This window comes from Thermomonas beijingensis, from assembly GCF_020034655.1.
GTDB classification, from domain to species: domain Bacteria; phylum Pseudomonadota; class Gammaproteobacteria; order Xanthomonadales; family Xanthomonadaceae; genus Thermomonas; species Thermomonas beijingensis.
Window position 1 is genome coordinate 457,862 of the sequence record NZ_JAIQDJ010000001.1, and the last position, 13,971, is coordinate 471,832.

Here is a 13,971-nt window from a genome sequence, read left to right on the forward strand (position 1 = left end):
AGGCGATTTGTGAAGCAGACCCGCGCCGATACCAGCATTGCTCTCATGCAGGCCATTGGCTTGCATGTGCTGCTGTTTGCGCTGCTGTTTGTCGGGCTGAAGCTGTCGCGGGAGGTGCCGATGCAAGCGGCGCAAGGTGACCCGATCGAGGCTGATTTGGCCACCGCCAGTGACCTCAGTGCGCAAATGCAGCGCGCCTTGCAACGCAAGCCGGTGGAGCAGGCACTTGCCCCGGTGCCAGTGCCGGAGCCGCTGCCAACACCGATTGAAGAGCAGCCCACGCCGCCAAAATTGACCGAACTGCCGCCACCGGTGCCTGACCCTGCGCCGGTCGAACAGGAAAAAGTGCAGCGCGATGCGGTAACGCCAGCGACCACCAAGGTGCTGCAAGAGCAAGAAGAAAAGCGCAGGAAACCTGAGCAGGCCGAGCTGGACTCACAAAAACAGGAATTGTCTGCACGCGAAAAGCTGTTGCAGGAAATCCGCAAACAACGGGAGTTGGCCGCACGCGATCGCACGATGGCCGAGCAGCGCGCTCAGCAATTGGCCGATGCCCGCACCAGTGCCGCGCCACCCAGCCGGCCGCCACCGGGCGACCCCAATAGCCGGCTGCGCAAAAGTGCCAGCTACCAAGTGGCACTGATGAATGCGATTTTGCGGCAGTGGACACGCCCGGATTCGGTCAAGCTGGGGCAGACCTGCGAGGTCCTGATCAAGCAGATTCCGGGTGGCGAGGTGGTCTCGGTGCAGGTGTCGCCAGGCTGCCCGTACGACGATCTGGGCCGGCGCTCGGTGGAAGCGGCGGTGATGAAGGCCTCGCCGTTGCCGTATGCCGGCTTCGAGGACGTGTTCGTGCGTGACCCGGTGTTGAAGTTCCGCGCCGAAGACCTGTGATTGGTGTGAAAACCGTGGCTTGGTCCGCAACTGTTCACCCTATCGCAGCGCAAATAGGCGATCCTGTTCATCTTGCTGACCGATTGTGAAGCCGCATGCACAAGATCGCCCGCCGATTGCTATTGCCGTTGTTATTGCTGCCCTGCTGTGCCGCGCTGGCGCAGTCACGCGGTGGCTTGGAAATCGATATCGTCGGCGGTAATGCCGCAGCGCTGCCGATTGCGGTGGTGCCGTTTGGCGGCGATTGTGGGCAAACCGATGTTGGCGGCGTGGTGCGCGCTGATCTGGGCCGGTCCGGCCAGTTCCGCACGCTGGATCCGGCGGCCCTGCCCGAGCGCCCCACCGAGGGTAGCGAAGTCGCGTATCCCACCTGGCGCATGCTCAAACAGGATTTTTTGCTGGTGGGCCGTTGCGTTCCCAATGGCGGCGATTACCGTACCGAGTATGAATTGTTCGATGTCGCCAAGCAGCAGCGTCTGCTGGGCTTTGCATTGACCGCGCCGGGCGCTGCGCAGCGCGATGTGGCGCACCAGATCAGCGATGCGGTGTACGAAAAAATCCTCGGCGTGCGGGGCGCATTCTGGACGCGCATTGCCTATGTCACATCCACCGGTTTGGGCCGCGAGGCCAAATATTCTCTGGTGGTGGCCGATGCCGATGGCTTCAATCCGCGTACCGTGGTCAATTCCAGCGAGCCGTTGCTGTCACCGTCGTGGAGCCCGGATGGGCATAAGCTGGCGTATGTCAGTTTTGAAGGCGGCAATTCCGGCATCTGGATTCAAGATATCGCCACCGGTAGCCGCGAAAAAATCACCAACTTCCGTGGCATTAATGGCGCGCCAAGTTTCTCGCCAGACGGCACCCGCATGGCGATGACCCTCTCGAAGGGTGGCAACCCCGACATCTACGTGATGGACTTGGCCAGCAAACACCTGACCCAGATCACCAATCAATTCAGCATCGACACCGAAGCCACTTGGAGCCCGGACGGCAGCAGCCTGTACTTCACCTCCGATCGTGGCGGGCGACCGCAGGTGTACCAAGTCTCCGCCAATGGTGGCAGCGCCAGCCGCGTGACGTTTGACGGTAGTTATAACGCCAGCCCGTCGCTGTCGTTTGATGGCAAGAAGCTGGCCACCGCGCAAGGGGCTGGCAATGTCTATCGCATCGCCCTGATGGACCGCAGCACCGGCAGCCCGCGTTGGAGCATGCTCTCGCCCGGCTCGCTGGACGAATCCCCCAGTTTTGCCCCGAATGGCGCGATGGTGCTGTATGCCGCGCGCGAAGGCCAACGTGGTGTGCTGTATGCAGTGTCGGCCGATGGTCGCGTGCGGCAACGCTTGGTCCTGGCCAGCGGCGACGTGCGCGAACCGGCGTGGTCGCCGTTCCGACAGAAATAAGCGCGAGATGCCGGCATAGGACCGCCGTATTCACATCGCAATGACTACACTGCTGCAACTCACCCCGAACTCACGAACAGAGGTATCCACCATGAAGGCTTCCATCCCCCAGATCGCCCGTATCCTGACCATTGCCGGCCTGACTGCATTCGTTGCCGTGGGTTGCGCCAAGAAGGTCAAGGAAACGCCGCCGCCGACCAATGCGGTGGACACCACCACCACCGCACCGATCACCGAGACCCCGCGCGCCGGTGTGTACACCCCCGCCGACCTCGATAGCGATGCCTGCCTGCGTCAGCGCGTGGTGTACTTCGATCTGGATCAGGATGCGTTGAAGCCGGAATTCCAGGCCATCATGAATTGCCACGCCAAGTACCTGCGCGACCGCCCGAGTGCGCGTCTGCGCCTGGAAGGCAATGCCGACGAGCGCGGCAGCCGCGAATACAACCTGGGTCTGGGGGAACGCCGTGGCAATGCGGTGTCCTCCGCACTGCAAGCCAATGGCGGCGGCAGCAGCCAGCTATCGGTGATCAGCTACGGCGAAGAGCGTCCAGTCTGCACCGAATCCAACGAGGCTTGCTGGAGCAAGAATCGTCGCGTTGAACTGGTGTACAGCGCCAAGTAATGCGTACCTTCGCATCCATTGGCGTACTTGCGGCGGCACTGATCGTGTCGCCGCAAGTAATGGCCCAGCGTGCCAGTTTGGCCGATCGGGTGGCGGTGCTGGAGCAGCGTGCTGCCGGTGAACAAAACGGCACCGAGCTGGTCAATCAGATCAGCCAATTGCGCAGCGAAGTGCAGGAGCTGCGTGGCCAGCTGGAGCAACTGCAGCAGCAGCAAGAGCAAGCCAAGCAAAGCCAGCGTGCGCAATATCTGGACCTGAGCGGGCGCCTGGATCGCTTGGAAAATGGCAGCACTGCGCCAGCCGGTACCGTGGCGGTACCGCCACCCGTCTCGACATCTGCAACCGCCACTGCGCCAACCGCAGCGGCGGCTGGCAGCGGGCTGGCCGGCAAGGACGAGCAAACCGCCTATGGATATGCATTTGATGCCCTGAAGAGTGGCGACTACGTGGAATCGGCGCGCCGCCTGCGGGACTTTCTGGCTGCATTTCCGGGCGGCCAGCTGGCCCCCAATGCCTTGTATTGGTTGGGTGAAAGTTATTACGTCACCCAGAACTATGCGATGGCAGGCGATCAGTTTCGTGCCCTGCTGGATCGTTACCCCAGCCACGACAAAGCGCCGGGAGCCTTGCTCAAACTGGGGCTGACCCAATACGGGCAGAAACAATATCCGCAGGCCGAAGCCACCTTGCGGCAGGTGTTGCAGCGTTACCCCGGTACCGACGTGGCACGCACCGCGCAGGATCGGTTGCGTTCCATGCAGATCGCCGGCAACCGCTAAACTGTACCGATGAACGACGTCGCCGATGCGGCCGCCGCAGCGGCGGCCCTCCAGCCCGAGCGCCTCAAGCTCACCGAAATCTTCCTGTCTCTGCAGGGCGAAGCCCGCGATGCGGGTTGGCCCACGGTGTTCGTGCGGTTGACCGGCTGCCCCCTGCGCTGCACCTATTGCGACACCACCTATTCGTTTTACGGTGGGCAGTGGTGGGAGATCGACGCTATTCTGGCGGAGGTGGCCAAACACGGCGTGCGCCATGTGTGCGTCACCGGCGGTGAGCCGTTATCGCAAAAACGCTGCCTGACCTTGCTGGAAAAGTTGTGCGATGCCGGTTATGTGGTGTCGCTGGAAACCTCGGGCGCTATTGCCATCGACGGTGTGGATACGCGGGTGTCGCGGGTGCTGGATATCAAAACCCCGGGTTCGGGCGAAGTGGCGCGCAACCTGTGGAGCAACCTGCCGCTGCTGACCGCGCACGACCAGGTCAAGGCAGTGATTTGCTCGCGTGAAGATTTCGATTGGGCCAAACAAATCGTGCTGCAACATCGCTTGTTCGAGGTGTGCGACGTGCTGTTTTCGCCCAGCGCCGGCCAGATCACGCCGCGTATGTTGGCAGACTGGATCATCGAAGAAAAATTACCGGTGCGCTTTCAGATGCAATTACACAAAGTGTTGTGGGGCGAGGAGCCGGGCCGATGAAACCTGCAGTGGTACTGGTGTCCGGGGGCATGGATTCGGCGGTGGTGCTGGCCATTGCCCGTGAGCAGGGATTTGCGGCACATGCGCTCAGCGTGCGCTACGGCCAGCGTCACACCTCGGAATTGGATGCCGCCGCACGCGTGGCCATCGCCCTTGGCGCGGTGGCACACAAGACCGTGAATGTGGATCTGCGCAGCATTGGCGGTTCGGCATTGACCGACGATATTGCGGTGCCCACCGACACCGATGGCCACATCATCGGGCAGGGCATCCCGTCCACCTATGTGCCGGCGCGCAACACCATCATGCTTTCGGTGGCGCTGGGCTGGGCCGAAGTGTTGGGCGCCACCGACCTGTTTTGCGGGGTCAACGCGGTGGATTATTCCGGCTACCCGGACTGCCGCCCGGCGTTCATCGCCGGCTTCGAAGCGCTGGCCAATCTGGCCACCAAGGCAGGCGTGGAGGGCAGCCACTTCCGGGTGCACGCGCCACTGATGCGCATGAGCAAAGCCGAGATCGCGCGTGAGGGCCTGCGCCTGGGCGTGGACTTCGCGCAGACCGTAAGCTGCTATCAGGCCGATGCCGATGGTCGCGCCTGCGGCCATTGCGATGCCTGTCATTTGCGTGCACAAGGCTTCAATGAAGCCGGAATTTTGGACCCAACCCGCTACATGGCGGCGCGATTCGGTTAGAATGCGCACCCCGATGCAATGTCGGGCATCGTTTTCCCTGTGGGCCGTTAGCTCAGTCGGTAGAGCAGAAGACTTTTAATCTTTTGGTCGATGGTTCGAATCCATCACGGCCCACCATCGAATTCACAAAGAACCCAGGCTGGATTGCCAGCCACGCGCTTGCATGCGCGTGGCGTTTGCACAGGCCGCGAACCGGTGGTTCGCAAGCGGCCTGTGCGCACCCATCACGGCCCACCATCGAATTCACAAAGAACCCAGGCTGGATTGCCAGCCACGCGCTTGCATGCGCGTGGCGTTTGCACAGGCCGCGAACCGGTGGTTCGCAAGCGGCCTGCGCGCACCCATCACGGCCCACCATCGAATTCACAAAGAACCCAGGCTGGATTGCCAGCCACGCGCCCGTGCTTAGTCTCTTTGCAGCACATCCAACACCGCCTCGCCATAGCGTTCCAGCTTGCCGGCACCCACGCCGCTGATGGCGGCCAGCGCAGTGAGGGTGTGCGGGTGGTGTTGGGCAATGCTGCGCAAGGTGGCGTCGTGAAAGATCACGTAGGCGGGCACGTTTTGCTCGCGTGCGGTGCTGCTGCGCCAGTTGCGCAGGGTATCGAAGCGCGCTTCGGCGTCAGGGGAGAGTGCACGGTTGATGCTGGCGGTGGTGTCATTGCGACGGCGCGTGCGCTCGCGCTTGTTGGGGTCTTCACGCAGGTGAAGCTGGTGTTCGCCGCGCAGCAGCGGGGTGGCGGCTTGGGTCAGGCGCAATGCGCCAAAGCTGTCGAAGTCGGCCTCCAGCAAGCCGGCGGCCACCAGTTGCCGGAACACGCTGCGCCAGCGCGATGCGTCCAGTTCGCTGCCGATGCCGTAGGTGCTGACCGTGTGGTGGCCGAATTGGCGCACTTTGGCGTTGTCGGCACCGCGCAAGACGTCGATCAGATGTGCCGCGCCAAAGCGCTGCCCGGTGCGATAGGCGCACGACAGCGCTTTGCGTGCAGCCTCGGTGGCATCCCAGACGCGTGGCGGGAGCAAGCAGTTGTCGCAATGGCCGCAGCCACCACCGTGGGCTTCGCCAAAATAGGCCAGCAGGCTTTGCCGGCGGCAGCCGGTGGACTCGCAATAGCCGATCAGTGCATCCAGTTTGGCGTTTTCCAGGCGCTTGCGTTCCTCGCTGGCCTCGCCCTCGGCAATCATCTTGCGCAGCAGCACGGCATCACCCAGACCATAGGCCAGCCATGCTTCCGAGGCTTCACCATCGCGGCCGGCGCGGCCGGTTTCCTGATAATAGCCTTCCAGTGATTTTGGCAGGTCCAAATGCGCAACAAAGCGCACATCGGGCTTGTCGATGCCCATGCCAAACGCAATCGTGGCCACCATCACGATGCCGTCTTCGTGCAGAAAACGGCGCTGATGGGTGGCGCGTGTGGCCGCATCCAGCCCGGCGTGATACGGCAGCGCGTTGACACCTTGCTCGACCAGCAGCTCCGCAGTGGCCTCGACCTTGCGCCGCGACAGGCAATAGACGATGCCGCTTGCGTTGGCATGGCCCTCCAGAAAATCCAACAGCTGGCGGCGGCTGTTGTGCTTGGCGGCAACGTTGTAGCGGATGTTGGGGCGATCAAACGAGCTGACAAATTGGCGTGCGTCTTCCAGCGCCAGACGCTCCACGATTTCCCGCCGGGTGGGCGCGTCGGCGGTGGCAGTCAGTGCGATGCGCGGTACCTGCGGCCAGCGTTCGTGCAGCAAGGTGAGCTGGCGATACTCGGGGCGGAAATCATGGCCCCATTGCGACACGCAATGCGCTTCATCGATGGCGAACAGGGCAATCTGCGTGCGTTCCAGCAGCGCCAGAAAGCGCGCTGTCAGCAGGCGTTCGGGGGCGACGTAGAGCAGGTCCAGCCCGTCATCGACAAGTTGCTGTTCCACTTGCGCGGCGCTGCGGGCATCCAGACTGGAATTGAGGAAGGCGGCGCGCACGCCCAGCTGACGCAAGGCCTCCACTTGGTCTTGCATCAGCGCAATCAGCGGCGACACCACAATCGCGGTACCGGCGCGCAGCAACGCCGGCAGTTGGTAGCACAGCGATTTGCCGCCGCCGGTAGGCATCAGCACCAGCGCATCACCGCCGCCAGTGACGTGCTCGACAATCTGGCCTTGCTCGCCGCGGAAGCGGTCGTATCCAAAGACGTGGCGAAGTGTATCGAGTGCGGCGGAAGGCATCCGCCTAGAGTAGCAAGCGTTGCTGTTCGCCCGATACGCGCACCATGCAGCCCCTCCCATCGCGCCGGGAGGGGCGGGGTACGCTCACTCCAGCAGCGAACGCAGCATCCATGCGTATTTTTCGTGGGTCTGCAGGCGTGTGGTGAGCAGGTCAACGCTGGGGTCGTCGCCGGCGCTATCGGCAGCTTTCAGTACTTTGCGCGCGGTGCGGCAAAAGGCTTCGTTGCCACTGACCAGTTGTTGCACCATGTCATGCCACGCCAGCGTGCCGGTTTGGCCGGGCGTTTCCTTGATCGACGAGAGCTGCGCGAATTCGGTGTAGCTACCGGGGGCATTGAAGCCCAATGCGCGGATGCGTTCGGCGATTTCGTCAAGCGCGGTCCATTGTTCGCTGTATTGGGTTTCGAACATGGTGTGCAGGGCATTGAACATCGGCCCCGTCACATTCCAGTGGAAGTTGTGGGTTTTCAGGTACAGCGTGTAAGCATCGGCGAGCACATGCGATAGGCCATCGGCAATCTCGGCGCGATCACCGCCGCTGATGCCGATATCAATGGTGGCTGTTGTGGCGGAAGCCTTGCCGGGCTTCTCGCTATGCTTGTTGCTGGATTTAGCGCTGGGCTTGCTCTTGGCCATGACCGACTCCTGCAGGTGTGAAAAAGCGGGCTTGCGGCGACAATACGCGGGTTTTGCGACAACTTGAAATTCAACATATCACTGTCATTCATAGATGCGCGCTATCGATACTCAATTCAAGCCAGGGGCCGTGCAAACACCGCGCCAGGCAAGGGCGTGGATCAGCGCCGCGTTGACGCGTGACCGTGGGCGTTTGCTGGGGCTGCTGTCGAAATGGCAGGCCAACCCTGCAGATGCCGCACTGCGCGCCGCAATGGTTGAAGCGTTGCAAGTCTCGGTGGCCGCCTGTGCGCAGCGCGCCACGCAGCTTCCCGGCGCAACCATCGATGACAGCTTGCCGATTGCCGCCCACGCCGACGACATCATCGAATTGATCCGCCGTCACCAGGTGGTGGTGATTGCCGGTGAAACCGGCAGCGGCAAGACCACGCAACTGCCCAAGCTGTGCCTGTTGGCCGGGCGCGGCGCGGCCGGGGTGATTGGTTGCACCCAGCCGCGCCGGATTGCGGCGCGTTCGGTGGCGCGGCGGGTGGCTGAAGAATTGCAGGTGCCCATCGGCGGTGCGGTGGGGTTTCAGGTGCGCTTCAACGATGCGGTGAGCGAGCAAACCGCGATCAAGTTCATGACCGACGGTATCTTGCTGGCGGAAATCCAGACCGACCGTTGGTTGTCGAAGTACGACACGCTGATCATCGACGAAGCGCACGAGCGCAGTCTCAATATTGATTTCCTGCTGGGCTATCTGAAGCAACTGCTGCCGCGGCGACCCGACCTGAAGCTGCTTGTCACCTCGGCCACGATTGATACCGGGCGTTTCTCCGCACACTTCGGGGGTGCGCCCGTGGTGAGTGTCGAGGGGCGCGGCTATCCGGTGGAGATGCGCTATCGGGACATGGGGTCAGAGTCGCTGTCTGATGCAACCCAATCGGGAAGCAAGCAGGCGTTGGCAAGAAGTGATCCTGACCCTGTTTCCGGCATCGTCGCCGCCTGCGATGAAATCCAGCGCGAGAAATCCATTGGCGATGTGCTGATTTTCTTGCCCGGTGAGCGCGAAATTCGCGATGTGCACCAAGCACTGGAACGGCGCAAATATCGGCATACCGAAGTACTGCCGCTGTATGCGCGGTTATCGGCCAAAGACCAGGATCGTGTGTTCCACCCCGGTCCGCAGCGACGCATCGTGTTGGCCACCAATGTGGCGGAAACCTCGTTGACGGTGCCACGCATCCACTTCGTCATCGACCCCGGCGTGGCGCGAGTGAAGCGTTACAGCCCGCGCCAGAAGTTGGATCGCCTGCATATCGAAGCGGTGTCGCAAGCCAGCGCCAATCAGCGTGCTGGCCGCTGCGGGCGGATTGCGCCGGGTGTGTGTTTTCGCTTGTATTCCGAAGCGGAATTTTCAGCACGCCCCGAATTTACCGATCCGGAAATCCGCCGCGCCGCATTGGGTGGCGTGATTTTGCGGATGCTGTCGCTGGGGTTGGGTGACATCGAGCAGTTTCCATTTTTGGAGCCACCCGATCCGCGTGCGATTGCCGATGGTTGGCAGCAGTTGTCCGAGTTGGGTGCCGTCGATCCGCAGCGCAAGCTCACTGCGATTGGCAAGCAGATGGCCAAACTGCCGGTGGACGTCAAGCTCTCGCGCATGTTGGTGGCCGCACGCACGCATGGCGTGCTGCACGACATGCTGGTAATTGCCAGTTTCCTGGGCATCCAAGACCCACGCGAGCGCCCTGCCGATGCGCGCGGTGCAGCCGATGCCGCGCATGCGGAATTTGTCGATGGCAAGTCCGAGTTTGTGGGTATTTTGAAGCTGTGGCAGGCCTACCGCACGGCGCATGAAGAGCTCACCCAATCGCAATTACGCAAATGGGCCGACAAACATTTCCTTGGCTTTTTGCGCTTGCGCGAATGGTGGGAACTGCATCGGCAATTGAAGTTGCAGTGCGAGGAGCTTTGGGCGAAAACGGGGTCAGAGAACAGGTCCCGGCAACCGAAGTCGGGCGTGGATGAATCCCGCAAGGAAATGTTGCCGGGAACAGTGCCAAAAGCGGATGCGAGCACTCTTTCCAATGGGGGGGCAGCGCAGTTCTGCGCCCTCCACCGTGCACTGATCGCCGGCCTGCCCACGCAGATTGGCCATCGCAGTGACAAAGGCGTGTTCGATGGCCCACGTGGGCGCAAATTTGCCTTGTTCCCCGGTTCGAAATTGGCATCCAAGCCGCCGCCATGGGTGCTTTCGGCCAACCTGCTGGATACCGAAAAAGTGTGGGCGCTGACCAATGCCGGGATCGAGCCGGATTGGGTGATCGCCGAATTGCCGCATTTGTTGGCGCGCCGCCAGCACGACCCGCATTGGTCGCGCGCGCAGGGCCGCGTATTGGGCAGCGAGCAGATCAGCTTGTTCGGTTTGGTATTGGCGCCGAAAAAACCCATTCACTATGGCGCGCTGTTTCCCGAAGAGAGCCGCGCCATCTTTGTGCGCGATGCGCTGTTGACCGGCGAGATCAACATGCGCAGCAGCTTTGTTGCGCGCAATTTGCGCACCTTGGAATTAGCGCAGCAGGAAGAAGCCAAGCAGCGGCGTGTGGGACTGGTGGTGGATGAAGACTGGCAGGCGCGTTGGTATCTGGATCGCTTGCCGGTGCACATCCACAACACGCAGGCATTGGAAGCATGGTTCGGGACATTGTCGAAAGAGCAGAAAGCGGCGCTGGAGTGGAGCCGCGACGAACTCTTGGTGGCTGACCAGAGCGATGCAGCGCGCTTCCCTGCGTATCTGCCATTGGGCGATGCGCGGCTGGCGGTGCACTACCGCTTCGAGCCGGGCGCGGTGGACGGCGGCATGACGGTGGTGGTGCCGCTGCATCTGTTGAATGCGCTGGATGCGGCGCGCTTGTCGTGGCTGGCGCCTGGGTTTGTGGAAGACAAGGCGGCGGCGTTGATCAAGACATTGCCGAAAGTCATTCGCCGCAATGTCGTGCCGGCCCCCGAATTTGCGCGGGCCTTCGCGGATGCGTTTCCGCAACCGGATGCCGATGCCATCGACGGTGCATTGGCGCGCTTCCTGAAAAAACTTTCCGGCGTGGAGATCGGTGCGATGGACTTCGATGCCGCCGCGTTGGAGCCGCATCTGCACGCCAATCTGCGCCTGTTGGAGGGCAACCATGTGCTGGCCGAATCCCGCAATCTGGACGACTTGCGGGCACGCTTTGGCAAGCGCGCGGCCGATGCGTTTGCGCAACATGCCGCACAAGGCATGACTACGGAAGGCATGACCCAGTTTCCGCTGCAACCGGTACCGCACACCGTGCCCGGCGTGGGGGGGGTGCCGGCGTACCCGGCCTTGCAGGACGATGGCGCAACGGTGTCGCTGCAGGTGCATGCGCAGCGCGAAATGGCCGAGCGTCTGCACCCACAGGGGGTGCGCCGGTTGCTGGCGATTGCACTGGCCGATAAATGCAAACAGGCGCGCAAGCAATTGCCGGTGCAGCCGAAGATTTCACTGCTGTATGCGGCGATCGAGTCGGCTGCGCCACGCAAGGATGGCTTGAAGGATAGCGATCGCTTGCGCGCCGATTTGGTCGATGGCGCGTTTGCTGCGTTGAGTGCCGATGGCTTGCTGGACGTGCGCGATGCCACTGCCTTCGGCCAGTGCTGCGATGTCATCGGCAAAGGCGTGTTTGCAGAAGCGATGCAGCGGCTGAAACAGGCCGATGCGATTCTGACCCTGGTGGCCGAGGTACGCGGCAAATTGGAATCAACGTTGATGGGCTGGGCCAGCGCCAACCTGGATGACATGCGTGGCCAGTTGGAAGCGCTGACGCCGCCCGGCTTTTTGCGCGATACGCCGGCGCAAGCCTTGGCCGAATACCCGCGCTGGTTGAAAGCGCTCTCGCTGCGCGGCGAACGCGCCCAGCGCGACCCGGTGCGCGATCAGGCGCGGCTGCTGGAACTCAAGCCATTTGCCGATGCGCTGGCAAGCGCGAATCCCGCCGACCCCGAAACGCAGGCGTTGCGCTGGGAGCTGGAAGAACTGCGCGTGCAATTATTTGCACAGGAATTGGGCGTGAAAGGCGGGGTGTCACCGAAACGTCTGGCCGCACGCGTGCAGCGCTTGCAGCGTCATTGAACGACGTGCTTCAAGTAGGGTCATCCACGCGCTCACCCAGCAATTCGCGCTGCTGGCGTTCCAATTCTTCGGCATAACGCTTGCGGACGAAGCGTTCCGATAGCACCCCAAGCACGTGCCGCTGTTCATCCAGCACTGCAAGTTCGTCGCTTTGGCTGCTATCAAATTGCCGCATCACTGCAAGTGCATCAGCATCGGCGGCCAAGGCATTGGCGCGGCTTTGCGCGTAGTCCTGCACGGGGGCCTGCAGCTTGACGCCGTCGGCATAGAGATCGGCCAGCACCACAATCCCGACGTAATGCGCCTGCGCATCCACCAATACGATGCGGGTAGTGGCACCCAACGGTAATTTTTGCCGCGCTTGCGCCACCGTCATCGACGCCAACATGGTTTCTGGGCCGCGCCGCATCATCTTGCCGGCGGTGAGTGCGCTGACCCAGCCCACGTCACGTGCGCTACGGATTTCAGCGCCGCGCAGATGGAAGCGCCAAGTCGAGAACGAGAACCCGAAGATCCGGCGGGTCATCGAACTGGACACCAGTACCGCTGCGATTGCGCCGCTGGTGAGTGCGAAATCGTGGGTACTCTCCAGTACCAGCATGGCCATGGTCATGGGCGCGCCCACAATCGCCGCCGACAGTGCCGCCATCCCAATCAGTGCCGCACCGGTTTCATCCAGCGGCGGGTGCCCGAACGCCAGCGCCAGCAGTTTGGCGAATACCGCGCCGAGTAGGGTGCCGGTGAACAGGGAGGCGAAAAATAATCCGCCGCGAAAGCCAAAACCCAGTGAGATGGCCGAAGCCAGGCACTTCAGTGCCAGCAGCAGTGCCAGCCATTGCAACGGCTGCTGGACGGTCAGGTCCACATGCTGCGCACCGTGGCCGGACGAGAGTACCTGCGGGGTCCACATGGCCAGCGGGATCAGCAGGAAACCGCCCATCATGGGCCGCAGCCAACGTGGCAGGCGGGTACGTTCAACCCCCTGTTCAATCAACGTCACCAGTCGCATGATCGCAATACCTACCAGCGCACTGGCCACGCCCAGCAGGATGTAGAGCGCGTAGTCGCGAAACTCCAGACCGATGTCGGCAGGGGCAGGCAGCATCGGCAATTGCACTCCAGCGGCGGCGCGCACGGCCACCGCACCCAGCACCGCCACGGCAACCGGCGCCAGTGCAGCCGGTGTGTAGGCACCGATGACTACTTCGAAGCCATAAAACGCGCCGGCCAGCGGGGCGTCGAATGCGGCGGCAATAGCGGCAGCGGCGCCGGTGCCGACGAGAGTACGGATGTCGGCACGCCGCAGGCGCAATACGCGGCCCAGTTGCGAGCCGACCCCCGCGCCCATCTGCGCGTAAGCAGCTTCCAGCCCTACCGAGGCGCCGCAGCCGTTGGAGAGGATGGTTTGGGTTGCCACGATCAGGTTGTCGCGCATCGACATGCGGCCGCCATGCAGGGCATTGGCTTCCACCGCATCCACCAACTGGCGCTTGCGGGCGCGGGCAAACAGGCTGATCAGACCAATGGGGATGCCAAACAGCGGCAGCGCCAACAGCTTCCACGCGTTTAGGTGCGTCAGTGCACTTAGCCGGTCCCCGTCACCCGGCAGGCCATACCACCAGGCTTGCAGCGCGTGGGCCAGCGCGCCTTGCAGCAGTGACAATGCGCCCGCGAGCAGGCCGACCAGCAAGGCCAGCAACAGGAAGGCGTCGTCGCGGGTACGAAAACTCTCGCGTAGCAACGATGCCAGCGAGCGCACATGCCGGCGCGCAGACATTCGATCGGCGTCAAGCTGCATGCAGGGCGGGCAAAGCGTCAGAGGGAGGGGGCGGGTAGTCTAGAGCAAGCGCGCTACACGTCGTGTGATGCCATGAACGGCCCGGAATGCTGGCCGCTGTCGCAGCGG

10 protein-coding genes and 1 tRNA gene are annotated in these 13,971 nt (G+C 62.6%); 8 read left to right on the forward strand and 3 right to left on the reverse strand.

Annotated features, from left to right (window positions below; all coding sequences use genetic code 11):
* The first annotated feature begins 9 nt into the window (after positions 1-9).
* The 7 genes from K7B09_RS02070 (at position 10) to K7B09_RS02100 (ending at position 5,203) form a co-directional block, all read left to right on the forward strand.
* Positions 10-894 carry a cell envelope integrity TolA family protein gene (locus K7B09_RS02070; RefSeq protein ID WP_223626249.1) on the forward strand — a complete coding sequence of 295 codons (885 nt, stop codon included), beginning with the start codon at positions 10-12 and terminating at the stop codon, positions 892-894.
* 95 nt (positions 895-989) lie between these two features.
* Positions 990-2,294: a Tol-Pal system beta propeller repeat protein TolB gene (gene tolB / locus K7B09_RS02075; RefSeq protein WP_223626251.1), complete on the forward strand. Its 1,305-nt coding sequence runs from the start codon at positions 990-992 to the stop codon at positions 2,292-2,294.
* A 103-nt stretch (positions 2,295-2,397) separates the two neighbouring features.
* Positions 2,398-2,919 carry a peptidoglycan-associated lipoprotein Pal gene (pal, locus tag K7B09_RS02080; protein WP_223627719.1) on the forward strand — a complete coding sequence of 174 codons (522 nt, stop codon included), beginning with the start codon at positions 2,398-2,400 and terminating at the stop codon, positions 2,917-2,919.
* Positions 2,919-3,698 (forward strand): tol-pal system protein YbgF, encoded by a 780-nt coding sequence (gene ybgF / locus K7B09_RS02085; protein WP_223626254.1) that lies wholly within the window; start codon positions 2,919-2,921, stop codon positions 3,696-3,698. The genes pal and ybgF overlap by 1 nt, the downstream gene beginning before the upstream one ends.
* 9 nt (positions 3,699-3,707) lie before the next feature.
* Positions 3,708-4,394: a 7-carboxy-7-deazaguanine synthase QueE gene (queE, locus tag K7B09_RS02090; protein ID WP_223626255.1), complete on the forward strand. Its 687-nt coding sequence runs from the start codon at positions 3,708-3,710 to the stop codon at positions 4,392-4,394.
* Positions 4,391-5,086, forward strand: a complete 696-nt coding sequence (gene queC / locus K7B09_RS02095) for a 7-cyano-7-deazaguanine synthase QueC (protein WP_223626257.1) — start codon at positions 4,391-4,393, stop codon at positions 5,084-5,086. The genes queE and queC overlap by 4 nt, the downstream gene beginning before the upstream one ends.
* Positions 5,087-5,127: 41 nt before the next feature.
* Positions 5,128-5,203: transfer RNA gene (locus tag K7B09_RS02100), tRNA-Lys, on the forward strand.
* Positions 5,204-5,491: 288 nt separating this feature from the next.
* Here the strand turns inward: K7B09_RS02100 and recQ are convergent.
* The gene (gene recQ / locus K7B09_RS02105; protein ID WP_223626259.1) at positions 5,492-7,297 is read right to left on the reverse strand and encodes a DNA helicase RecQ; all 1,806 of its coding nucleotides are present in this window, start codon (positions 7,295-7,297) and stop codon (positions 5,492-5,494) included.
* 84 nt (positions 7,298-7,381) lie between these two features.
* Positions 7,382-7,933 (reverse strand): Dps family protein, encoded by a 552-nt coding sequence (locus K7B09_RS02110; RefSeq protein WP_223626261.1) that lies wholly within the window; start codon positions 7,931-7,933, stop codon positions 7,382-7,384.
* Between the two features lie 94 nt (positions 7,934-8,027).
* Between K7B09_RS02110 and hrpA the strand changes: the two genes are divergently transcribed.
* Positions 8,028-12,065 carry an ATP-dependent RNA helicase HrpA gene (hrpA, locus tag K7B09_RS02115; protein ID WP_223626263.1) on the forward strand — a complete coding sequence of 1,346 codons (4,038 nt, stop codon included), beginning with the start codon at positions 8,028-8,030 and terminating at the stop codon, positions 12,063-12,065.
* A 10-nt stretch (positions 12,066-12,075) separates the two neighbouring features.
* Here hrpA and K7B09_RS02120 read toward each other — a convergent pair whose 3' ends face one another.
* Entirely contained in the window at positions 12,076-13,842 is a 1,767-nt protein-coding gene (locus K7B09_RS02120) for a chloride channel protein (protein ID WP_223626265.1), read from the reverse strand.
* Between the last annotated feature and the right edge of the window lie 129 nt (positions 13,843-13,971).